Here is a 23138-nt window from a genome sequence, read left to right as displayed (position 1 = left end):
ACCAGGCGGGGCTTTATATTGGCTTCAGGAATTACACGAGTGGTTTAGGCTCGTGCTCTTTTTCCTGGGCTTCTTCGCGCTGTTCAACCGCGTCCTGAACGGAGCGTGGTGCTTCAGCGATCACCGATTCTACCGATGCTTCTTCCGCGACCGGGGCAGGGGCTGCCTCGACCACTTCAGCCGCAGCGGCTGGTTCGGCAGCCACTGGCGCTGCAGCGGCAGCCAGTTCGGCTTCCTTCTGCAGACGCTCGGCTTCACGCTTGCGACGACGCACTTCACGCGGGTCGTTTGGCGCACGGCCGTTTGGCGTCAGGGCGCTGACCGGAGCCGGCGCTTCAACCACTGGCGCTGGCGCTTCGACTGCGGCTGGCGCTTCTTCGGCCTGAGCTTTTGCAACTGGTGCTTCGACAGCTGGTGCTTCAACCACTGGCTCTGGAGCCGGTTCGGCCGCTACAACCACTGGTTCGGAAACCATGGCCTGCGGTACTTCGGCTTCAGCGACTGGCGCTGGAGTTTCAGTGACGGCTGGCTCGGCAACCCAGTTGAACGCAGTCTGCTCTTCGCGAACTTCACGCACGGTTTTGGTCACGTTTTCGCTGACGGTTTCGGTCGCTGGTTCGGATTCAGCAACTGGCGCTTCAACGACAGCTTCCGGCTCGTCAGGCGCTTCAACCTGAGGCTGAGCTTCGCGGACCGGGGCGACTTCGATTTCCGGTGCAGCAGTCACTACCACTGGAGTGGTGGCTTCGACAACCGGCGCTTCGACTGGAGCAGTTTCCAGTGTGGCGGCGGTGGCGCGTTCAGCCTGCTCGTGGGCTTGGGCTTCTGCCGGAGCGCTGATGGTGCTGCTGGCAACGGCGGCGGTGACGGCCAGGCCAGCGGCCAGATCGGCAGTGCTTGGCTCGCCAGCGTTTTCAGCGGACTCGGATTCTTCCGAACCTTCGATCACGTTGCCGTTGGCATCACGTTGACGCTCGCGACGGTTGCTGCGACGACGCTGGCCACGGGAGCGACGACGTGGACGATCGCCTTCGGCGTTGTCCTGACCGTCTTCCGGCAGTTGCTCTTCGTTGTTGCTGTTCACTTCTTCTTCAGCGACGGCAGCAGCGGCCTGCTCGGCACGCGGTTGACGCTCTTCACGCGGCGGACGCGGGGCGCGTTCTTCGCGTGGCTGACGGGCCGGACGCTCTTCAGCGGTTACGGCAGCAACGGCTGCGGCTGCGGCTGGCGCGGCGTCCAGCGGCTCGCGCAGTTCACGCACGCGTTCTTCACGCTCGCCACGCGGCTTGCGATCTTCACGTGGGGCGCGCGGTGCACGTTCTTCACGCGGGGCACGTGGTGCGCGCTCTTCGCGGGCTACCGGCGCTTCGCTGCGGGTTTCACGCGGCTCGCGGGCTTCACGTGGCTGGCGCTCTTCGCGCGGCTCGCGTGGTGCGCGCTCTTCACGTGGAGCACGTTCTTCGCGCGGCTTGCGTTCTTCATCGCGGCGACCGTTGCGGTTGCGGCTCTGCTGACGACCGTTGCGGCGCTCTTCGTTGCGGGCAGGACGCTCGGTGGCAGCCGGTTTCGCAACCGCGACCGGTGCGGCTGGCTCTTCCTTGGTGGCGAACAGGCTGACCAGCGACTTCACCAGGCCCTTGAACAGGCTAGGCTCAGGTGCGGCAACCGGTGCAGGAGCAGGTGCGGCAGGTGCAACTTCAGTCGGCACCGGTGCATTGGCACGGGCCGGCGCGGTTTTCACTGCAGCTTCCTGGCGAACCAGAGTGCGAGTCGCAGCGGCTGGCTGGACTTCTTCGACTTCGGCAGCGGCGGCAGCGATTTCGTAGCTGGACTGGTTGGTCGCGGCTTCCGGGCTGTCGTCACGCAGACGCTGAACTTCAAAGTGCGGCGTCTCGAGGTGATCGTTCGGCAGAATGACGATACGGGCACGGGTGCGCAGTTCGATCTTGGTGATCGAGTTGCGTTTTTCGTTGAGCAGGAACGCAGCGACCGGGATCGGCACTTGCGCGCGAACTTCGGCGGTGCGGTCCTTCAGGGCTTCTTCTTCGATCAGGCGCAGAATGGCCAGCGACAGCGATTCAACGTCACGGATGATGCCGGTGCCGTTGCAACGCGGGCAGACGATGCCGCTGCTTTCGCCCAGCGATGGACGTAGGCGCTGACGGGACATTTCCAGCAGGCCGAAACGCGAGATGCGACCGATCTGCACGCGGGCGCGGTCAGCTTCCAGGCATTCGCGGACTTTCTCTTCCACGGCGCGCTGGTTCTTGGCCGGGGTCATGTCGATGAAGTCGATGACGATCAGGCCGCCGATGTCGCGCAGGCGCAACTGACGGGCGATTTCTTCGGCGGCTTCAAGGTTGGTCTGCAGGGCGGTTTCTTCGATGTCGCTGCCCTTGGTGGCGCGCGCCGAGTTGATGTCGATGGACACCAGGGCTTCGGTCGGATCGATGACGATGGAGCCGCCGGAAGGCAGTTCGACGACGCGCTGGAATGCGGTCTCGATCTGGCTTTCGATCTGGAAACGGTTGAACAGCGGCACGCTGTCTTCGTATAGCTTGATCTTGCTGGCGTACTGCGGCATCACCTGGCGGATGAATGTCAGGGCTTCGTCCTGGGCTTCAACGCTGTCGATCAGTACTTCGCCGATGTCCTGGCGCAGGTAATCGCGGATGGCGCGGATGATCACGTTGCTTTCCTGGTAGATCAGGAAAGGCGCGGAGCGATCCAGCGAGGCTTCTTTGATGGCGGTCCACAGTTGCAGCAGGTAATCGAGGTCCCACTGCATTTCTTCGCTGCTGCGGCCCAGGCCGGCAGTGCGCACGATCAGACCCATGTCGGCCGGAGCGACCAGACCGTTCAGCGCTTCACGCAGTTCGTTGCGCTCTTCACCTTCGATGCGACGGGAGATGCCGCCGGCACGCGGGTTGTTCGGCATCAGTACGAGGTAACGACCGGCCAGGCTGATGAAGGTGGTCAGGGCGGCGCCCTTGTTGCCACGTTCTTCTTTCTCGACCTGCACGATGACTTCCTGGCCTTCGCTCAGGACGTCCTTGATGTTGACGCGGCCTTCGGGGGCTTTCTTGAAGTATTCGCGGGAGATTTCTTTGAGGGGCAGGAAGCCGTGGCGCTCGGAGCCGAAATCGACAAAGGCAGCCTCAAGGCTTGGTTCGATGCGAGTGATACGGCCTTTATAGATGTTGGCCTTCTTCTGCTCGCGTGCACCGGATTCGATGTCCAGGTCGTAGAGGCGCTGGCCATCTACCAGTGCAACACGCAACTCTTCGGGTTGAGTTGCGTTAATCAGCATTCTTTTCATGTAGTACCGTCGGTTTCCGGGCTGCCGGAAACGGCGTTCGGCACACACGACTTCTCACGGTCGGTGTCAGGTGCGTCGGGAGTGGTTGGCCATTCCCGTGTCCAGCGATGTGCGGCCAATTGGGCCGATACCGCGACGTACGCGTCCTGCTTGCTGTGGCTACTTAAGCACTCAGTCAGGAGGAGGAATCAACCAGCGGCTGTGGACGAGATGAAGCGTCTTGATCAAAGCTTGTTGCTACACAGTCCGGCGGTTGTGCATCTCCACCCTACACGTATCCCTGATAATTCGGGTGCTGCCGCGCGCAGAATCCGCAGCGGGTTGGCATTTACCGTGAGCTCCGAAAGGGGAGGTCACGCATCATGGCTAATTCAGGCGATGTTTCCGAAGCAATCGCTCGGGGTCATTCGCAGTCGACTGCACTTTGTGAACTGGCCTTGAATGTTGCCTGCCGGGCGAGTGAGAACTCTGCTCGGCGGTGTAATTCAGGCCTCATGTCACCTGCGCTTGTTACAACCGCAAACTCCACCGTTACGTAGCGAAAGCCCCGTAGGACGGCCTCGCGCCCTGGTGAATTGCGTTGGTCAGGGCCGGTCTTTGACCGTGGTTCCGCTGTCCAGGCCGCTTTTGGCGGCGTTCGCGACTATAGCAGCAATGATTAAGTGCTTCAATTCCATAAAAATTGTTATCATCCGCGGCATGACAACTACTGCCCCTTCGACTCCAGGCGTTCAACTGCTTGAAGTCTCGCCGGAGTATGCCGGCCAACGAATCGACAACTTTCTTCTCGCCCGGCTCAAAGGCGTGCCCAAGACCTTGATTTACCGCATTTTGCGCAAAGGCGAAGTGCGCGTGAACAAAGGTCGGATCAAGCCCGAATACAAGCTGCAGGCCGGCGATATCGTGCGCGTGCCGCCGGTTCGCGTGCCTGAGCGCGACGAACCGGTGCCGCTGGCCCAGGGGCTGTTGCAGCGCCTGGAAGCCTCGATCGTCTTTGAAGACAAAGCCCTGATCGTGATCAACAAGCCCGCCGGCATTGCGGTGCATGGCGGCAGCGGGCTGAATTTCGGCGTGATCGAAGCCTTTCGTCAGTTGCGCCCCGACGCCAAGGAGCTGGAGCTGGTTCACCGTCTCGACCGTGACACCTCCGGCCTGCTGATGATCGCCAAGAAGCGCAGCATGTTGCGCCATCTGCACGAGCAGTTGCGCGGCGACGGCGTCGACAAGCGCTACATGGCGCTGGTCCGTGGCAACTGGGCAACCTCGATCAAGCAGGTTCGCGCACCGTTGCTCAAGAGCAATCTGCGCTCCGGCGAGCGCATGGTCGAAGTTAACGATGAAGGCAAAGAAGCCCTGACGCTGTTCAAGGTGCTGCGCCGCTTCGGCGATTTTGCCACCATGGTCGAGGCGAAACCGGTTACCGGTCGTACCCACCAGATTCGCGTGCACACCTTGCATGCTGGCCATTGCATTGCCGGTGACAGTAAGTATGGCGACGAGGATTTCACCAAGGAAATCCGCGATCTGGGTGGTAAGCGCCTGTTCCTGCACGCCTACATGCTGACCGTGCCGCTGCCCGACGGCGGCAAGCTGAATCTGCAAGCGCCCGTCGATGAAATGTGGGCCAAGACCGTGGAGCGATTGAGTGCGCCCATCTGATTACAAGCTGTTGATTTTCGACTGGGACGGCACCCTCGCCGATTCCATTCATCGGATCGTCGAGGCGATGCACTCGGCGTCCGGGCGTTCCGGTTTCGAGCTGCGCGATGACTTCGCCGTCAAAGGCATCATCGGTCTCGGCTTGCCGGAAGCGATTCGCACCCTATATCCCGAAATCAGCGACGCAGAAATGCTCGCGTTTCGCGAGTACTACGCCGATCACTACATCGCTGCCGAAGCCGTGCCTTCGCCGCTGTTCGAGGGCGTGGTCGAGTCGATGGCATCGTTTCGCGAGCAGGGTTATCACCTGGCGGTAGCGACGGGCAAGAATCGTCGCGGACTGGATCGGGTGCTCAAGGCCAATGGCTGGGAAGATTATTTCGATATCACCCGCGCGGCCGATGAAACTGCCAGCAAGCCACACCCTCTGATGCTTGAGCAGATTGTCAGCCACTGCGGCGTACGCCCGGAGCAGGCGTTGATGGTCGGTGATTCGTCGTTCGATCTGCTGATGGCGCGCAACGCGGGGATGGATTCGGTGGCGGTCAGTTATGGCGCGCAATCGATCGAGTCCCTGCAGCAGTTCGAGCCACGCCTGTCGATCGACCGTTTTTCTCAATTGCACGCCTGGCTGGGTCAGCGGGCTTAATACGTTTTTGCTGGGGTAGATGGCATGACCGACGAATGGAAAGCACCGGCCAAGGCAAGTGCCGACGACGGTGACGCGAAAAGCTGGAAGCTGTTGGAAAAGACTTTGCTGGCCGGCGTGCAGGAACAACGCCGTTCGCGGCGCTGGGGGATTTTCTTCAAGCTGCTGACGTTTGTTTATCTGTTTGTTGCGCTGCTGCTGTTCACCCCGCTGATGGACATGGAAAAAAGCGCCACCCGCGGCCCGAACTACACGGCGTTGATCGAGATCGACGGCGTAATCGCCGACAAGGAACCGGCCAGCGCCGATAATATCGTTGGCAGCCTGCGCGCGGCGTTCGAAGACAAGAAGGTCAAGGGCGTGGTCCTGCGCATCAACAGTCCGGGCGGCAGTCCGGTGCAGTCCGGTTATGTCTATGACGAGATCAAGCGTTTGCGTGGCCTGCATCCAGAGATCAAGCTCTACGCAGTGATTTCCGATCTTGGTGCTTCGGGCGCCTATTACATCGCCAGCGCGGCGGATCAGATCTACGCCGACAAGGCCAGTCTGGTCGGCTCGATCGGCGTGACAGCAGCGGGTTACGGTTTTGTCGGCACCATGGAAAAGCTCGGGGTTGAGCGTCGCACCTACACCTCGGGCGAGCACAAGGCATTCCTGGATCCGTTCCAGCCGCAAAAGCCTGAAGAAACCGCCTTCTGGCAAAGCGTGCTCGACACCACGCACAAGCAGTTCATCAACAGCGTCAAGCAGGGTCGTGGTGATCGCCTGAAGGACAAAGAGCATCCGGAGCTGTTTTCCGGACTGGTCTGGTCGGGTGAGCAGGCGCTGCCGCTGGGCCTGATCGATGGCTTGGGCAGTGCCAGTTCGGTGGCGCGTGATGTGATTGGCGAGAAGGAGCTGGTGGACTTCACCGTGCAGGAATCGCCGTTTGATCGCTTCTCGAAAAAGCTCGGCGCCAGCGTGGCCGAGCAGTTGGCGATGTGGATGGGTTTTCACGGGCCTTCGTTGCGGTAAATTGTTTCAAGGTCAGAAGATCGCAGGTCAACGGCAGCTCTTGCACAATCGGTGTAGGAGCTGCCGAAGGCTGCGATCTTTTGCTTTCAAGGGATTTGCACACCCTCGACCAACAACATATCGATAAGGCGAATCAGCGGCAGGCCGATCAGGCTGGTGGCATCCGGGCCTTCGGTCGATTGAAACAGGCTCACGCCCAGTCCTTCGGCCTTGAAGCTGCCGGCGCAGTCGTACGGTTGCTCGATGCGCAGGTAGCGTTCGATGCGCGCCGGATCCAGCTGACGCATGTGCACGGTAAACGGCACGCAGTCGACCTGGCATTGCCCGGTCTGGCTGTTGAGCAGCGCCAGACCGGTCAGGAAGGTCACGCTCGCGCCGCTCGCCGCCATCAATTGCTCACGAGCCTTCTCGAAGGTGTGCGGCTTGCCGATGATCTGTTCGCCGAGGACGGCGACCTGATCCGAGCCAATGATCAGATGAGCAGGGTGGCTGTCCGCCAGGGCGCGGGCCTTTTCTTCGGCGAGGCGTTTGACCAGGTCGATTGCGGACTCGCCCGGGCAATGGCTTTCGTCGATGTCCGGCGAGCTGCAGACGAACGGCAAGTGCAGGCGGGCGAGCAATTCGCGGCGATAAGTCGAGCTTGAAGCGAGTAATAAAGGCAGCATGGACGTCTCCTGAGGCAGGTGCGGATTCTAGCGGAGGCGCGCAAGTGACGGACAGGGCACAATTTCCTTTGACATGGGTGGGTGCATCCCTATAATGCTGCGCCTATGTTGAATGACCCGATTCCACCTCACGTTGACCCGCGCAAATTGGCTGACCGTGGCACCACCCTTCAAGGTGAACTGCTGCTGGCCGATTTGAAGAGACTCTGCGACCCGCTTTCCGACGATGTCGGTACGGTGCAGGCCAAATTCGTTTTTGAACGAGATGAACGTAAGTCTGTGGTCATCCACAGCTTTATCGACACCGAAGTCAAAATGGTTTGCCAGCGTTGTCTTGAGCTGGTCACCCTGCCGATCCACAGCGAATGCAGTTACGCGGTGGTGAAGGAGGGTGCGAATACCCAGTCGTTGCCGAAAGGTTATGACGTGCTGGAACTGGGCGAAGATCCATTGGATCTGCAGTCACTGATCGAGGAGGAGCTTCTGCTCGCCTTGCCCATTGTGCCTGCTCATCATCCGGAAGAATGCCAGCAGCCGGCGGGAGCAGATGAGCCCGAACCGAGCGAGGACGAGGTAACGCGGTCCAACCCGTTCAGTGTATTGGCGCAGTTAAAGCGTGACCCAAACGTTTAGGAGTTAATCAATTATGGCTGTTCAGCAGAACAAAAAATCCCGCTCTGCCCGTGACATGCGCCGTTCGCACGACGCTCTCGAGGCTAGCACCCTGTCTGTAGAAAAAACCACTGGTGAAGTTCACCTGCGTCACCACGTATCGCCAGAAGGCGTATACCGTGGCCGTAAAGTGATCGACAAGGGCGCTGACGAGTAATCACTTGTCTGCTCAAGTCATCGCGATTGACGCAATGGGCGGGGACTTCGGTCCCCGCAGCATTGTTCAGGCCAGTCTCGCTTGCCTGTCTGCTACACCCTCGCTGCACCTGACCCTCGTCGGTCAACCCTCCCTTCTTGAAGAACTGATCCACGGCCAGTCGGCTGCCGATCGCGCGCGCCTGACGATTGTTGCGGCCAGCGAAGTCATCACCATGGACGAAAAACCCGCTCAGGCCCTGCGTGGCAAGCCGGATTCGTCGATGCGTGTAGCCCTTGAACTGCTGCGCGATGGCAAGGTGCAGGCCTGTGTCAGTGCCGGCAATACCGGTGCGTTGATGGCCTTGTCGCGATTCGTGCTGAAGACATTGCCGGGCATTGATCGTCCGGCCATGGTTGCGGCGATTCCGACGCAGACCGGTTATTGCCAGTTGCTCGATCTGGGCGCCAACGTCGATTGCAGTGCCGAGCACCTGTTGCAGTTCGCGGTGATGGGTTCGGTGGCTGCGCAGACTTTGGGCATTGCCCGTCCGCGTGTGGCACTGCTGAACATCGGCACCGAAGACATCAAGGGCAATCAGCAGGTCAAACTGGCCGCAACGCTGTTGCAGGCTGCGCGCGGGATCAACTACATCGGCTTTATCGAAGGCGACGGCTTGTATCGCGGTGAGGCCGACGTGGTGGTGTGTGACGGCTTCGTCGGCAATATCCTGCTCAAGTCCAGCGAAGGCCTGGCGACGATGATTGCGGCGCGCATCGAGGCGTTGTTCAAGAAAAACTTGGCCTCGCGCGCTGTCGGCGCTCTCGCGCTGCCGTTGATGAAGCGTCTGCAAGCTGATCTGGCCCCGGCGCGACATAATGGCGCAAGCTTTCTCGGCTTGCAGGGCATCGTTGTGAAAAGTCACGGATCGGCAGGGGTGCAGGGCTTTCAGAGTGCCATTCAACGGGCGCTGATCGAGATTCAGGAGAACCTGCCCGAGCGTCTCCACGGTCGTCTGGAGGAACTGTTGTCTTAGGCGTTTTCGTCGGACAATGCTTAAATGTGACCGCCCGGTTCAAAGGGCCATCCAAACTGTCAGTTTCTGGCGTCCCCAACGGGGCGTTATTTTCCGACGACAAGATCATTAGGGGCTTGTTACATGTCTGCTTCCCTCGCATTCGTCTTTCCAGGACAGGGTTCGCAGTCCCTCGGCATGCTGGCCGAGCTGGGCGCGCAACATCCGCTGATCCTCGAAACCTTTCAAGAAGCCTCTGCTGCGCTGGGCTATGACCTGTGGGCACTGACCCAGCAGGGCCCGGAAGAGCTGCTCAATCAAACCGACAAAACCCAACCAGCCATTCTGACCGCTTCGATCGCCCTGTGGCGTCTGTGGCTGGCCGAAGGCGGCGCGCGTCCGGCGTTTGTCGCCGGCCACAGCCTGGGTGAATACAGTGCGCTGGTTGCCGCCGGCAGCCTGAGCCTGGCTGACGCGGTCAAGCTCGTTGAGCGCCGTGGTCAGTTGATGCAAGAAGCGGTGCCGGCCGGGCAGGGCGGCATGGCCGCGATCCTCGGTCTGGAAGATGCCGACGTGCTCGCTGCCTGCGCCGAAGCGGCGCAAGGCGAAGTCGTCAGCGCAGTGAATTTCAACTCGCCGGGCCAAGTGGTGATCGCCGGTGCCAAGGCCGCCGTCGAGCGCGCCATCGAGGGTTGCAAGGCCCGTGGTGCCAAGCGCGCCATGCCGTTGCCGGTGAGCGTGCCGTCGCACTGCGAGCTGATGCGTCCGGCTGCCGAGCGTTTCGCCGAATCCATCGCCGCCATCGACTGGCAGGCGCCGCAGATCCCGCTGGTGCAGAACGTCAGCGCACAAGTGCCAGCCGATCTGGAAACCCTCAAGCGCGATCTGCTCGAACAGCTCTACAAGCCCGTGCGCTGGGTTGAATCGGTGCAGACTTTGGCCGCCAAGGGCGCGACCAATCTGGTCGAATGCGGCCCGGGCAAAGTCCTCGCGGGCCTGAACAAACGTTGCGCCGAAGGCGTTTCGACTTCCAATCTCAATACCCCAGACGCCTTCGCTGCCGCTCGCGCAGCGCAGGCCTGAATCAGGAGAAACTTGCATGAGTCTGCAAGGTAAAGTTGCACTGGTTACCGGTGCAAGCCGCGGTATCGGCCAGGCCATCGCGCTGGAACTGGGTCGTCAGGGCGCCATCGTTGTCGGCACCGCGACCTCCGCGTCGGGCGCCGAGCGCATTGCCGCGACCCTGAAGGAAAACGGTATCCAGGGCGCCGGTTTCGAACTCAATGTCACCAGCGACGAATCGGTCAGCGCCGTGCTGGCAGGCATTCAGGAGCAGTTCGGTGCGCCGGTGGCGATTCTGGTCAATAATGCCGGCATCACCCGCGATAACCTGATGATGCGCATGAAAGACGACGAGTGGTACGACGTGATCGATACCAACCTGAACAGTCTGTATCGCCTGTCCAAGGGCGTTTTGCGTGGCATGACCAAGGCGCGCTGGGGTCGAATTATCAGTATTGGCTCGGTGGTGGGTGCCATGGGCAACGCCGGCCAAGTAAACTATGCAGCCGCCAAGGCCGGTCTGGAAGGTTTCAGCCGGGCGATGGCGCGTGAAGTCGGTTCGCGTTCGATTACGGTCAACTCGGTAACCCCTGGGTTCATCGACACCGATATGACCCGCGAGCTGCCTGAAGCACAGCGTGAAGCCTTGCAGACGCAGATTCCGCTGGGTCGTCTGGGGCAAGCTCAAGAGATCGCGTCCGTGGTCGCTTTTCTTGCATCCGACGGTGCGGCATACGTTACCGGGGCTACAATCCCGGTGAACGGTGGGATGTACATGTAAGTAAAATGTGACGGATTGCTTCAAAAAAATGTCATACGAGCTGTCTAAAATCCGTTATAAAGCTGCAATCTATTTATAGGCAGAGGGTCGCAGGGTTTGAGGAGTGAAGCTTTCAGTTGAAAAACTGAAAAGGCTTTCTATACACTTACCCACTGGCCAGCTGCCTGAATTTGTCCATTAGGAGTGAAAACAAGGTATGAGCACCATCGAAGAGCGCGTCAAGAAAATCGTTGCCGAGCAACTGGGTGTTAAAGAAGAAGAAGTGGTCAACACCGCTTCCTTCGTAGAAGACCTGGGTGCCGACTCCCTTGACACCGTTGAGCTGGTGATGGCTCTGGAAGAGGAATTCGAGACCGAAATCCCTGACGAAGAAGCTGAAAAGATCACTACTGTACAAGCTGCAATCGACTACGTTACCAGCCACCAGGCGTAACAGTTTGTAATCGTTGCTTGCTGTCATGGAAAAACCGCACTGCCATCATGGCGTGCGGTTTTTTCTTTAGGCCTGATGCAAAGTCGTCATTTGAAAAAGGAGAGTGCTGTGTCGCGTAGACGCGTCGTAGTCACCGGTATGGGTATGTTGTCGCCACTGGGCACGGATGTGCCGAGCAGTTGGCAGGGCATTCTGGCTGGCCGCAGTGGCATTGGTCTGATCGAACACACCGACCTTTCTGCCTATTCGACCCGCTTCGGTGGTTCGGTCAAAGGCTTCAATGTCGAGGAATACCTGTCGGTCAAGGAAGCGCGCAAGCTCGACCTGTTCATTCAGTACGGCCTCGCCGCAGGCTTTCAAGCCGTGCGCAACGCCGGTCTGGAAGTCACCGATGCCAACCGTGAACGCATTGGCGTGGCCATGGGTTCGGGGATTGGCGGTCTGACCAACATCGAAGAAACCAGCCGCACCCTGCACGAGACCGGTCCGCGACGGATCTCGCCGTTCTTTGTGCCTGGCTCGATCATCAATATGATTTCCGGTTTCCTGTCGATCCATCTGGGCGCACAGGGACCCAACTACGCCATCGCCACCGCGTGCACCACCGGTACGCACTGCATCGGCATGGCGGCGCGCAACATCATGTACGACGAAGCCGACGTGATGATTGCCGGCGGCGCGGAAATGGCCGCTTGCGGTCTGGGCATGGGCGGCTTCGGCGCGTCCCGTGCGCTGTCGACCCGCAACGACGAGCCGACCCGTGCCAGTCGTCCATGGGACAAGGGTCGTGACGGCTTCGTCCTGTCCGACGGTGCTGGCGCTCTGGTTCTTGAAGAACTGGAACACGCCAAGGCCCGTGGCGCGACGATCTACGCCGAGCTGATCGGTTTCGGCACCAGTGGCGATGCGTTCCACATGACCTCGCCACCCGCCGATGGCGCCGGTGCCGCGCGCTGCATCACCAATGCCCTGCGCGATGCGAAAATCAACGTCGACCAAGTGCAGTACATCAACGCCCACGGCACCTCGACGCCGGCCGGCGACCTTGCCGAAGCCAACGCGATCAAGTCGGTGTTCGGCGATCACGCCTACAAGCTGGCCGTCAGCTCGACCAAGTCGATGACCGGCCACCTGTTGGGTGCGGCGGGCGCGGTCGAAGCGATTTTCAGCGTGCTGGCGATCAACAGCCAGGTGGCACCGCCGACCATCAACCTTGATGAACCGGACGAAGGCTGCGATCTCGATTTCGTTGCGCACACCGCGCGTAACATGGACATCGATGTCGTGCTGTCCAACTCCTTCGGTTTTGGCGGCACCAACGGCACGCTGGCGTTCCGTCGGTTCGCCGGCTGATGGACAGCTGGGTCGACGGTCAACCGGCTGACGTGCTGTCGCTGAAAGATCGCGGCCTGGCTTACGGCGATGGTCTGTTCGAGACCATTGCCGTGCGCAGTGGACAGCCGGTCCTGCTGGATCGACACCTGACGCGTCTGGCTGATGGCTGCGCGCGTCTGGCCATTGCGACCGATCTCGAGCTGGTTCGCCATGAGCTGCTCAGCTATGCCGCTGCGATGGGCGAGGGCGTGCTCAAGCTCATCCTCACGCGTGGCGACGGCTTGCGCGGTTATGCGCCCGATCCTGCGGCGCAGGGCCGACGCATTCTGCAAGGCAATCCGCCGGCGGCTTATCCTGCTGCCCATGCCGAGCACGGCATCCGCCTGTTTCCCTGCAACACGCGTTTATCTACGCAGCCGTTGTTGGCCGGGCTCAAACATCTGAATCGACTGGAACAGGTACTCGCCCGCGCCGAGTGGCAGGACAGCGAGCATGCCGAAGGCTTGATGCTTGATCAGGCCGGGCGCGTCGTCGAAGGTGTGTACAGCAATATTTTCCTGGTGCGCGACGGTGGCTTGATCACGCCCGACTTGAAGCGCTGCGGCGTCGCTGGGGTGATGCGCGCGGAAATTTTGTTTCAGGCCGAGTCACTGGCTATCTCCACGCAAATCGCCGATATCAGCCTCGAACAGCTGCAATGGGTTGATGAAGTGTTTGTCTGCAACAGCGTTTATGGCGTCTGGCCGGTACGCGCCTGTGCTGCACTGAGCTGGCCGGTTGGCCCGCTCACCCGTAAACTGCAAACCATTGCCCGCGCGCTACTGGATGCTTGATTCGTGAGACGTAAACTTTTGCTGCTGCTGGAAACCGGACTGGTTCTGGCAGGGCTGCTGTTGGGCGCCAGCGCCTGGAAAATTCATTCGGCGCTGGAACAGCCCCTGAACATCCCGCAGGAACAACTGCTGGATGTGCCGAAAGGCTCTACACCGACCCGTACCTTCCTTGAACTCGAAACCGATGGCGTCATCAAGGACGCGTTCTGGCTGCGCGTCTACTGGCGCTTCAATCTTGCCGGCACGCCGATTCACAGCGGCGAGTACCGCATGCAGCCGGGCATGACCGTCAACGGTCTGATCGATTCGTGGAAGCGCGGCGACGTGGTTCAGTACAGCCTGACCCTGGTCGAAGGCTGGACTTTCCATCAAGTGCGCGCCGCCCTGGCCAAGGACGACAAGCTCGAGCAGACCCTCACCGGCCTGAGCGACAGCGACGTCATGGCGAAGATCGGCCACAAAGGCTTGTTCCCGGAAGGCCGGTTTTTCCCGGATACCTATCGCTTCGTGCGCGGCATGTCCGATGCCGAGCTGTTGAAAAAAGCCTTTGATCGTCTCGATGAGGTGCTCGCCAAAGAGTGGGCGCAGCGTTCTGCCGACGTGCCTTACAGCGAACCTTATCAAGCGCTGATCATGGCCTCGCTGGTCGAGAAAGAGACCGGCGTTCCGCAGGAGCGCGGGCAGATTGCCGGCGTCTTTGTACGGCGCATGGCGCTGGGCATGCAGTTGCAGACCGATCCGACGGTGATTTATGGCCTCGGTGATCGCTACACCGGCAAACTGACCCGCGCACATTTGAAAGAGCCGACGCCTTACAACACCTACGTGATTCCAGGCTTGCCGCCGACGCCGATTGCGATGGTCGGGCGCGAAGCGATTCATGCTGCGCTCAACCCGGTGGAGGGCAGCAGCCTGTATTTCGTCGCCCGTGGCGATGGCAGCCATGTGTTCTCCGATGATCTGGATGCGCACAACAACGCAGTGCGCGAATACCAGCTCAAGCGCCGTGCCGATTACCGTTCCAGCCCGGCACCAGTAACCGCGCCGGCCACCGATGAGGCCATTCCGGCGGCCTCGCCGAACACCGCGCCCGAGGTGCTGCCCGAAGTGCCATCGAAAGCGCCGCCGCAAGATCCGGCGCCAGCCCAAGAACCGGACGCCGCTGCACCACAGAACGCGCAATGACTTTGATGAAGGACTGCCTGTGACTGGCTTGTTTATTACCCTGGAAGGCCCTGAAGGCGCGGGCAAGAGCACCAACCGCGAATACCTTGCCGAGCGCCTGCGCGCCGCCGGTATCGAAGTGCTGCTCACCCGTGAGCCCGGCGGTACACCGCTGGCCGAGCGGATTCGTGACGTGTTGCTGACCCCGGCCGACGAAGTGATGCACCCGGACGCCGAGCTGTTGCTGGTGTTCGCCGCGCGCGCCCAGCACCTGGCCGAGGTGATTCGCCCGGCGCTCGCTCGTGGCGCTGTGGTGCTGTGTGATCGTTTCACCGACTCGACATACGCCTATCAGGGCGGCGGTCGTGGTTTGTCGCTGGAACGCATCGCCACCCTGGAAACTTTCGTGCAGGGCGACTTGCGGCCCGATCTGACACTTATTTTCGATCTGCCCGTAGAGATCGGTCTGGCCCGCGCCAGTGCCCGTGGTCGCCTGGACCGTTTCGAACTCGAAGGCCGGGCGTTTTTCGAAAACGTGCGCAATGCGTTCCTGAAGCGCGCCGAAGCCGATCCTTCGCGCTATGTGCGCATCGATGCCGGTCAGCCATTGGCCAAGGTCCAGCAATCGCTGGACACCTTGCTGCCGAATCTGCTGGAGCTGGCCCGTGGCTGAGGCCTATCCATGGCAGGACAGCCTCTGGCAGCAACTGGCCGGACGCAGTCAGCATGCCCACGCGTACTTGCTGCACGGTCCGGCCGGGATCGGCAAGCGTGCTCTGGCCGAACGCCTGATGGCCAGCCTGCTGTGTCAGCGTCCTACGCCTGAGGCGTGCGGCGAGTGCAAATCCTGCTTGCTGCTCAAGGCCGGCAGTCATCCGGACAATTACATCCTGGAGCCGGAAGAGGCGGACAAGGCGATCAAGGTCGATCAGGTTCGTGATCTGGTCAGTTTCGTCGTGCAGACTGCGCAGCTCGGCGGGCGCAAAGTGGTGTTGATCGAGCCGGTCGAGTCGATGAATATCAACGCTGCCAACGCCTTGCTCAAAAGCCTTGAAGAGCCGTCCGGCGATACCGTGCTGCTATTGGTCAGCCACCAGCCCAGCCGTTTATTGCCAACCATCAAGAGCCGTTGCGTGCAGCAGGCCTGCCCGCTGCCGGGCGAGGCGATGAGCCTGCAATGGCTTGCCCAGGCGCTGCCGGATTGCGCGGAAGACGAACGCGTCGAACTGCTGACGCTGGCCGCCGGCTCGCCGTTGATGGCGGTCAGCCTGCAATCGCAAGGTGTGCGTGAACAGCGCGCGCAAGTGGTCGAAGGCGTGAAGAAGTTGCTCAAGGGCCAGCAATCGCCGACGCAACTGGCGGAAGAGTGGAAAAGCATTCCGATGTTGCGTCTGTTCGACTGGTTCTGCGACTGGTCGAGCCTGATCCTGCGCTATCAACTGACTCAGGACGAAGGCGGCCTCGGCCTGGCCGATATGCGCAAGGTCGTGCAGTACCTGGCCCAAAAGAGCGCGCAGGGCAAAGTGCTGGATATTCAGGACTGGATTCTCGCCCAACGGCAGAAAGTGTTGAGCAAGGCCAACCTCAATCCGGCCCTGTTGCTGGAAGCATTGTTGGTGCAATGGGTGGGATTGCCTGGTCAAAGATAAGAATGTGTACCTAGACTCTGAAGATCAGCAGTGGAGGTGAACATGATTGAACCTGTCAGCCCGGGGCCGCGTAACGGCATCTTGTCCCTGACCATCAAGGACAAGTCGGTGCTTTACGCCGCCTACATGCCGTTCATCAAGAATGGTGGCCTGTTCATCCCGACCAACAAAAGCTACCGGTTGGGCGACGAGGTGTTCATGCTGTTGCACCTGATGGATGAAGCGGAAAAAATTCCCGTCGCCGGCAAAGTCGCCTGGATCACCCCCAAAGGCGCACAAGGCAATCGCGCCGCCGGTGTCGGCGTGCAATTCAACGACGGCGACGACACCGCGCGCAGTCGCATCGAAACTCATCTGGCCGGAGCGCTGAAATCCGACCGTCCCACTCATACGATGTAAGTTGCAGTCCTTTTTATGCTCGTAGATTCCCATTGTCACCTTGATCGTCTCGACCTCGCCGCCCATGACGGCTCGCTGGATGCCGCACTCGCTGCGGCCCGCGAGCGTGGGGTCGGACATTTTCTGTGCATCGGCGTCAGCGCCGACAACGCCGCCGACGTCAAAGCCCTCGCCGAGCGTTATGACGACGTCGATTGCTCGGTCGGCGTGCATCCGCTGGATGTGCAGCCGGGCGCGGCACCTGCGCTGGACTGGCTGCTGCACGAACTCAATCACCCGAAAGTGGTGGCGATCGGCGAAACCGGTCTCGACTATCACTACGAGCCCGAAGCTGCCGAGTTGCAGCAGGAGTCGTTTCGCCTGCACCTGCAAGCGGCGCAGCAGACCGGCAAACCGGTGATCATCCATACTCGCGGCGCGCGTGCCGACACCCTCGAACTGCTGCGCGAAGCGGCGTTGCCTCAGGCCGGTGTGTTGCATTGCTTCACCGAAGACTGGGACATGGCCAAAGCGGCGCTGGACATGGGTTATTACATTTCCCTGTCGGGCATTGTTACGTTCCGCAATGCCGACGCCTTGCGTGACGTGGCGAGCAAAGTGCCGGCCGATCGCCTGCTGGTGGAAACCGACTCGCCGTACCTGGCGCCGATCCCGTATCGCGGCAAGCCGAACCTGCCGCAGTACGTGCGCGAAGTGGCGGAGTTTCTGGCGATGTTGCGTGGTGAGAACTACGAGCGCTTTGCCGAGCAGACCACAGAGAACTTCAAGCGTCTGTTCCCGCTGGCGAGTGTTAAATCTGCCCTGTGACGGCTGGCCAAATCGCAGGCAAAAAAAACCCGGGTTCTGGGGGGTGAATCCGGGTTAAGACCATTAGGAGTAAAACAAAGGCACGCGGTCCGTTGGTACCTTTACCGGCACGACACTTGGGGGAGATGTCGCCCGACAGTTCAAGTATTGATCAGTCTGGCGTGCAGTCCAGTGAGCCGGTCGGGGTTTTTAAACAAATTTGGAATACGTTTGCTTCAGTTGAGTTCTCATTGCACCCGATTCGTTCTCGAAATGAACAAGAAACACAGATTTGGTCGATGAACCGTGCTTTTTTGCGCAAGTTAGGCATAATACGCGGCTTCGAATTTTGACCCTTCAGACCTTTTTCTTATGCATAAAGAACCTCGTAAGGTCCGTGAATTTCGTCGCCGCGAGCAGGAAATTCTCGATACCGCGCTCAAGCTGTTCCTCGACCAGGGTGAAGACAGTGTCACCGTCGAGATGATTGCTGATGCCGTGGGTATCGGCAAAGGCACGATCTACAAGCACTTCAAATCCAAGGCGGAGATCTACTTGCGCCTGATGCTCGACTACGAGCGCGATCTGAACGAGCTGCTGCATTCGGCCGATGTCGACAAGGACAAGGAAGCGCTGTCGCGCGCCTACTTCGAATTCCGCATGCGCGACCCGCAGCGCTATCGCCTGTTCGACCGTCTCGAAGAGAAAGTGGTCAAGGGCAATCAGGTGCCGGAGATGGTCGAGGAGCTGCACAAGATCCGTGCCTCGAACTTCGAACGCCTGACCCTGCTGATCAAGGGTCGCATCAGCGAAGGCAAGCTCGAAGACGTGCCGCCGTACTTCCACTACTGCGCATCCTGGGCATTGGTGCACGGCGCGGTGGCGCTGTATCACTCGCCATTCTGGAGCAATGTGCTGGAAGATCAGGAAGGCTTCTTCCAGTTCCTGATGGACATCGGCGTGCGCATGGGCAACAAGCGCAAGCGCGATCCGGAAACGCCGAGCACCTAAGTCATTCAGCGGGCTGATTGCGCCGTGTTTTCGCAACATGGCGCAATAGCGCAGGAATATACTCAGGCATAGGGCTTGCTAAAACCTGATTTCTCAGTCAAGTTTTGCTCGCTCGATTTTCTTTCGCCGGAGTGTTTCATGATCGTTGACCGTCAAGGCAGGCGTTTTCGCAATCTGCGCATCAGCCTGACCTCTGCCTGCAATTACGCCTGTACCTACTGCGTGCCCAACGGCAAGCGGTTGGTCGCTGCGCAGGATGAACTGTCGGCCGAAGCCATGGCGCGCGGCGTCGAATACCTGATCGAAGCGGCCGGCATCGAGCGCCTGCGCATCACTGGCGGCGAGCCACTGGTCAGCCCCAAACTCGAATCGTTCATGACTGCTGTCGGCCAGATGGGCCTCGACGACATCAGCCTGACCACCAATGGTCAACTCCTCGCGAAAAAACTGCCGCTGCTGGTCGATGCCGGTCTGCGTCGAATCAACGTTTCCCTCGATACTCTCGATGCCGCGGCTTTTCGCAGCATCGCCCGTGGCGGCGATCTGGCCAGCGTGCTCGATGGCATGGATCAGGCTGCCGCCGCCGGGATGAAGATCAAGGTCAACATGGTGCCGTTGCGCGGGCAGAACCTCGATCAGGTCATGCCGTTGCTTGATTACTGTCTGGAGCGCGGCTTCGAACTGCGCTTCATCGAGCTGATGCGCATGGGCCACCTGGCCAAGGATTCCAATGCCTTCCTGCAGCAGTTCGTCAGCCTTGAGCAGTTGCTCGGCCTGATTGGCGAGCGCTATGAATACGCCCAGACCGACGCACCGGTGGACGCCACGGCTGTGCGCTATGCGATTCCCGGTCGCGGCAATTTCGGGGTGATCGCCAACGAAAGCGTGCCGTTCTGCCGCACTTGTTCGCGCTTGCGCCTGTCGTCGACCGGTTGGCTGCATGGCTGCCTGTCGTCGAGCAACCGCCACTATGTCGGCGATCTGCTCGACAAGCCGCGTCATCAGGCGTTGCCGGCGCTGCAACGTTTGCTGGTCAAGGCGTTGGGTGACAAGCAGGAGGTGGCGTTCTCTGGCGGCGCTACTGTCATGAAGATTATTGGTGGCTGAATAATCGCTTTCGCGAGCAGGCTCGCTCCCACCTTTGAAAATGCATTTCCCTGTGGGAGCGAGCCTGCTCGCGAATGCCTCTATCACTGAATTTGCCGAGCTGGCGCAAAAGCTGCATCCAACGGCCATTCGCCGGTTTTCCGACACCGGCTTCTGGAGGAATAGGATGCGTAGCCTGGTTTTGCTGCTGGCCGTTTTGGCGCTTAGTGGCTGCATGAATGTCAGCGATATGGCCGAAGGCACTCGGTATCACATGAGCGATGCGGGGCTTCTGGACCATAGCGACAGCCGCCGGGTGAACAATATCCGCATTCAGCCGGACTCGTTCATCTTCATCGCCCAGGGCGCGTTCGCACCGCCAGGTGGTTCCTATCCACGGCCGAACGTGGTCGCCGAAGAAGCCTTCAAGGGCTTTGTCGAATATTTCCCGATGGTCCGCCGCGCCCGTGCGCCGGAAGGCCTCGATCAAGCCATGGGCGAAGCCCGTGATGCCGGCGCGCATTATCTGCTGTACACACGTTTCGCCAAGGCTGACGACCGCATCGGCAACTCTGACGAGTGGCTGGACCAGGAAGCCGTGGATCGCCTCGGTATCGACGGCGGCGTGATTCAGATCATGTTGATCGAGACCAGCACCCAGTATTTGATTGATACTGCACGGATCAAGAGTCGTGGCGGTTTACTGACGTTCCATGACTCCAAACCCGAAGACCTCATCGGTCCGCCGCTGGCGCAATACGCACGCAGCCTGCTGGGGATCGGCGACCAGTAATCAAGGAGTACGCCATGAGTGACCCGCAAACAGCCAATGACCTGCTGGGGCAGATCCCCAAGACCAAAGGCCTGCCACCGGTGCATTTGTGGAACCCGGATTTCTGCGGCGACATCGACATGCGCATCGCCCGCGACGGCACTTGGTACTACCTGGGTACGCCGATCGGGCGCAAGCCGATGGTCAAACTGTTCTCCACCATCATCCGCCGCGACGGCGATGATTACTTCCTGATCACCCCGGTGGAGAAGGTCGGGATCAAGGTCGATGACGCGCCGTTCGTAGCGGTTGCCGTGGAAGTGGAAGGCGAGGGCGAGGCGCAGGTTTTGCGCTTTACCAGCAACGTCGAGGAAACCATCGAGGCGGGGGCTGAACATCCGCTCCGTGTCGAGATCGATCCTGAAACCCAGGAGCCTGCGCCTTATGTGCATGTGCGCAGCAACCTTGAAGCGCTGATTCACCGCAATGTGTTTTACCAGTTGGTGGAACTGGCGGTGAGCCGCGAGATCGATGGTCAGCGCTGGTTGGGCGTGTGGAGTGGCGGCGAGTTCTTTCGCATCGGCCTGGAACCCTGACACAACATCAAAATGTGGGAGCGAGCCTGCTCGCGAATGCGCTGTATCAGTCGGTAGCAATGTTGACTGACACGACGCTTTCGCGAGCAGGCTCACTCCCACAATGGTTTGTGCAAGCTGAAAAAAATCCGATTGACTGTTATTCGTATGATGATTAGCGTAGGCACCCATCGCGATTCGCCGTGAGGTGTACATGTCCAGCAGCTTTCATGCGTCGACCGTTGACTGGCTGGGCAGTTGGATTGCTGCCGGTCAGGTCAAGCCGGGGCAGACCATCAAGGTCGAGGCGGATCTGGGCGAACAGCTTGGTGTTAGCCGCACGGTGATTCGCGAAGCCATCAAAACCCTCGTCGCCAAAGGTATGCTCGAAGTCGGGCCGAAAGTCGGCACGCGGGTGTTGCCGGTCCGGCGCTGGAATCTGTTCGATCCGCAAGTGGTCGGTTGGCTATCGCGCAACGGCTTGCCGGAAAACTTCGTCGATGACTTGCTGGATTTACGTCGCACCATCGAGCCGATGGCGGTGCGCTGGGCCTGTGAGCGCGCAACGCCGGAGCAGATCGAAGCGGTGCAATTGGCCTTCAACGCACTGGAACGTGCGGTCGACAGCGGCATCGACTACAACCGTGCCGACCAGGCCTTCCACGAATGCATCCTGGCCGCCAGCCATAATCAGTTCATCGAACAAATGGTCCCGGCCCTCGGCGCGTTGCTGGCGGTGTCGTTCGAAGTCTCCGCCGCCGACCCCGATGAACTGCGCCGCACCTTGCCGATCCATAAAGACATGGCCGACGCCATCGCCGCGCGCGATTCGACCCGTGGCGTGTGGGCATGCATGACCTTGATCGACAACGCCGACCTGGCGATAAAACGCTTTTACCCGAAAGTCATGGCCAGTAGAAAAGCTAGCTGAAAATGTCGAGACATCCTGTGGGAGCGAGCTTGCTCGCGAATGCGTCAGGTCAGATAAATCATCATTGACTGACACTCCGCCTTCGCGAGCAAGCTCGCTCCCACAGTAAAACAACAACTCAGAAGGACTTGATATGCCGTTCACCGCCCTGACCCAACACCGCGCGCAACTCGGCGAAGGCCCGTTCTGGGATGCGCCGACCCAGGCGTTGTACTGGGTCGATATCGCCGGTAAACAAGCGCTGCGCCTGATCGGCCAGAACGTGCAGATCTGGCAGATGCCCGAGCACATCTCCGCCTTCATTCCCTGCGCCAGCGGCGATGCGCTGGTGACATTGAGCAGTGGTGTCTACCGCCTCGATCTCGATTCGCCCGGCCTCGAGCCACGCTTGACGTTGTTCTGCGTCGCCGACCCGCAACCGGGCAACCGCCCCAACGAAGCCCGTTGCGATGCCTTGGGCCGGTTGTGGTTGGGCACCATGCAAAACAACATCGGCGAGCACGGCGAGGATCTGCCGCTGGTGCGCCGTTCCGGTGGCCTGTTCCGTATCGATCCCGATCAACGCGTGACACCGCTGCTGCTCGGTCTGGGCATCCCCAACACCCTGCTGTGGAGTGACGACGGCACCACGCTGCTGTTTGGTGAAAGCCTCGACAGCACGCTCAATCGATATTTCATCCGCACCGACGGCAGTCTCGATGCGCCGCAGGTGTTTTACTCGTCCGATCAACACGGCGGCCCCGATGGCTCGGCGATGGACGCCGAAGGCTACGTGTGGAATGCACGCTGGGACGGCAGTTGCCTGTTGCGTCTGACGCCGGACGGGCAGGTCGATCGCAAAATCGATTTGCCGGTCAGTCGCCCGACCAGTTGCGTGTTTGGTGGCGAAGACTTGAAAACCCTGTTTATCACCAGTGCCAAGAGCCCGCTGAATCATCCTTTGGACGGTGCGGTGATGAGCATGCGCGTTGATGTTGCAGGAAAACTCTGTACGCGTTTTGCTGGCTAGATCCCAAAATATGGGATGCAAAATTATATATTGAGATTATTTGGCGGTCGGGTTTATAGTCGGCTCCAGCAGTAACACGCACTCACACTTAAAAAGAACAAAACAGGTGAAGTGATGCAGCGAATTCTTCTCGCCCGCGCAAGCGGGATCCGCCTTTCGTCACGGCTTAATGCCGTCGGCGAC

At 60.1% G+C, this 23138-nt stretch carries 24 protein-coding genes; 22 read left to right on the top strand and 2 right to left on the bottom strand.

What is annotated here, in order from left to right; genetic code table 11:
* Nucleotides 1–31: 31 nt before the first annotated feature.
* Nucleotides 32–3319, bottom strand: a complete 3288-nt coding sequence (gene rne, locus D8U61_RS22210) for a ribonuclease E (protein WP_130927670.1) — start codon at nt 3317–3319, stop codon at nt 32–34.
* A gap of 699 nt (nt 3320–4018) precedes the next feature.
* On the opposite strand from rne, the gene rluC reads away from it, so the two are divergent.
* Genes rluC through sppA form a run of 3 tightly spaced genes read left to right on the top strand, consistent with a single transcriptional unit; the run spans nt 4019 to nt 6641 of the window.
* Nucleotides 4019–4978: a 23S rRNA pseudouridine(955/2504/2580) synthase RluC gene (gene rluC / locus D8U61_RS22200; RefSeq protein WP_016770994.1), complete on the top strand. Its 960-nt coding sequence runs from the start codon at nt 4019–4021 to the stop codon at nt 4976–4978.
* Entirely contained in the window at nt 4965–5627 is a 663-nt protein-coding gene (locus D8U61_RS22195) for an HAD-IA family hydrolase (RefSeq protein WP_041479448.1), read from the top strand. Before rluC ends, D8U61_RS22195 begins: the two co-directional genes overlap by 14 nt.
* Nucleotides 5628–5651: 24 nt before the next feature.
* Complete coding sequence (gene sppA / locus D8U61_RS22190) at nt 5652–6641, top strand: signal peptide peptidase SppA (protein WP_071173216.1); 990 nt, start codon at nt 5652–5654, stop codon at nt 6639–6641.
* Between the two features lie 86 nt (nt 6642–6727).
* Here the strand turns inward: sppA and D8U61_RS22185 are convergent, their stop codons facing one another.
* Entirely contained in the window at nt 6728–7306 is a 579-nt protein-coding gene (locus D8U61_RS22185) for a nucleoside triphosphate pyrophosphatase (protein ID WP_130927669.1), read from the bottom strand.
* 105 nt (nt 7307–7411) lie between these two features.
* Here D8U61_RS22185 and D8U61_RS22180 point away from each other — a divergent pair, with 105 nt between their 5' ends.
* From D8U61_RS22180 to D8U61_RS22090, 19 genes are all read left to right on the top strand, one after another.
* Complete coding sequence (locus tag D8U61_RS22180; RefSeq protein ID WP_003204262.1) at nt 7412–7939, top strand: YceD family protein; 528 nt, start codon at nt 7412–7414, stop codon at nt 7937–7939.
* Nucleotides 7940–7952: 13 nt separating this feature from the next.
* Nucleotides 7953–8135, top strand: a complete 183-nt coding sequence (rpmF, locus tag D8U61_RS22175; protein WP_003179396.1) for a 50S ribosomal protein L32 — start codon at nt 7953–7955, stop codon at nt 8133–8135.
* 4 nt (nt 8136–8139) lie between these two features.
* A complete protein-coding gene (gene plsX, locus D8U61_RS22170) occupies nt 8140–9150 on the top strand; it encodes a phosphate acyltransferase PlsX (protein WP_083387041.1) in 1011 nt (336 codons plus the stop codon).
* Nucleotides 9151–9273: 123 nt separating this feature from the next.
* Entirely contained in the window at nt 9274–10212 is a 939-nt protein-coding gene (fabD, locus tag D8U61_RS22165; protein ID WP_110601710.1) for an ACP S-malonyltransferase, read from the top strand.
* A 16-nt stretch (nt 10213–10228) separates the two neighbouring features.
* On the top strand, nt 10229–10972 hold the full coding sequence (fabG, locus tag D8U61_RS22160; protein ID WP_016770989.1) for a 3-oxoacyl-ACP reductase FabG: 744 nt from the start codon (nt 10229–10231) through the stop codon (nt 10970–10972).
* 196 nt (nt 10973–11168) lie between these two features.
* Nucleotides 11169–11405, top strand: coding sequence for an acyl carrier protein (gene acpP, locus D8U61_RS22155; RefSeq protein ID WP_003175607.1), 237 nt, complete (start codon nt 11169–11171; stop codon nt 11403–11405).
* A gap of 108 nt (nt 11406–11513) precedes the next feature.
* Nucleotides 11514–12758, top strand: coding sequence for a beta-ketoacyl-ACP synthase II (fabF, locus tag D8U61_RS22150; RefSeq protein ID WP_038860467.1), 1245 nt, complete (start codon nt 11514–11516; stop codon nt 12756–12758).
* Nucleotides 12758–13573: an aminodeoxychorismate lyase gene (gene pabC / locus D8U61_RS22145; RefSeq protein WP_125926404.1), complete on the top strand. Its 816-nt coding sequence runs from the start codon at nt 12758–12760 to the stop codon at nt 13571–13573. The genes fabF and pabC overlap by 1 nt, the downstream gene beginning before the upstream one ends.
* Before the next feature lie 3 nt (nt 13574–13576).
* The gene (gene mltG / locus D8U61_RS22140) at nt 13577–14758 is read left to right on the top strand and encodes an endolytic transglycosylase MltG (RefSeq protein ID WP_016770986.1); all 1182 of its coding nucleotides are present in this window, start codon (nt 13577–13579) and stop codon (nt 14756–14758) included.
* Nucleotides 14759–14777: 19 nt separating this feature from the next.
* Nucleotides 14778–15410 carry a dTMP kinase gene (gene tmk, locus D8U61_RS22135; RefSeq protein WP_016770985.1) on the top strand — a complete coding sequence of 211 codons (633 nt, stop codon included), beginning with the start codon at nt 14778–14780 and terminating at the stop codon, nt 15408–15410.
* On the top strand, nt 15403–16386 hold the full coding sequence (locus tag D8U61_RS22130; protein ID WP_073472277.1) for a DNA polymerase III subunit delta': 984 nt from the start codon (nt 15403–15405) through the stop codon (nt 16384–16386). The genes tmk and D8U61_RS22130 overlap by 8 nt, the downstream gene beginning before the upstream one ends.
* A gap of 42 nt (nt 16387–16428) precedes the next feature.
* Nucleotides 16429–16785: a PilZ domain-containing protein gene (locus D8U61_RS22125; RefSeq protein WP_016770983.1), complete on the top strand. Its 357-nt coding sequence runs from the start codon at nt 16429–16431 to the stop codon at nt 16783–16785.
* Between the two features lie 15 nt (nt 16786–16800).
* Nucleotides 16801–17592: a TatD family hydrolase gene (locus tag D8U61_RS22120; protein ID WP_101156243.1), complete on the top strand. Its 792-nt coding sequence runs from the start codon at nt 16801–16803 to the stop codon at nt 17590–17592.
* A gap of 351 nt (nt 17593–17943) precedes the next feature.
* Complete coding sequence (locus tag D8U61_RS22115; RefSeq protein ID WP_016770981.1) at nt 17944–18582, top strand: TetR/AcrR family transcriptional regulator; 639 nt, start codon at nt 17944–17946, stop codon at nt 18580–18582.
* Nucleotides 18583–18720: 138 nt separating this feature from the next.
* The gene (locus tag D8U61_RS22110) at nt 18721–19689 is read left to right on the top strand and encodes a radical SAM protein (RefSeq protein WP_076563802.1); all 969 of its coding nucleotides are present in this window, start codon (nt 18721–18723) and stop codon (nt 19687–19689) included.
* 166 nt (nt 19690–19855) lie between these two features.
* Nucleotides 19856–20461, top strand: a complete 606-nt coding sequence (locus D8U61_RS22105; protein ID WP_130902382.1) for a DUF4823 domain-containing protein — start codon at nt 19856–19858, stop codon at nt 20459–20461.
* Nucleotides 20462–20475: 14 nt separating this feature from the next.
* Nucleotides 20476–21036 carry a DUF1285 domain-containing protein gene (locus tag D8U61_RS22100; protein WP_110601701.1) on the top strand — a complete coding sequence of 187 codons (561 nt, stop codon included), beginning with the start codon at nt 20476–20478 and terminating at the stop codon, nt 21034–21036.
* 193 nt (nt 21037–21229) lie between these two features.
* Nucleotides 21230–21946 (top strand): FadR/GntR family transcriptional regulator, encoded by a 717-nt coding sequence (locus tag D8U61_RS22095; RefSeq protein WP_016770977.1) that lies wholly within the window; start codon nt 21230–21232, stop codon nt 21944–21946.
* 133 nt (nt 21947–22079) lie between these two features.
* Nucleotides 22080–22955 (top strand): SMP-30/gluconolactonase/LRE family protein, encoded by an 876-nt coding sequence (locus D8U61_RS22090; RefSeq protein ID WP_125926399.1) that lies wholly within the window; start codon nt 22080–22082, stop codon nt 22953–22955.
* Nucleotides 22956–23138 lie beyond the last annotated feature (183 nt).

The sequence above is a fragment of the Pseudomonas sp. Sample_14 genome (assembly GCF_004307515.1).
Taxonomy (GTDB): Bacteria; Pseudomonadota; Gammaproteobacteria; order Pseudomonadales; family Pseudomonadaceae; genus Aquipseudomonas; species Aquipseudomonas atacamensis.
The sequence above is the reverse complement of the archived record's forward strand: the minus strand, read 5'-3'. Positions and strand labels throughout refer to the sequence as shown.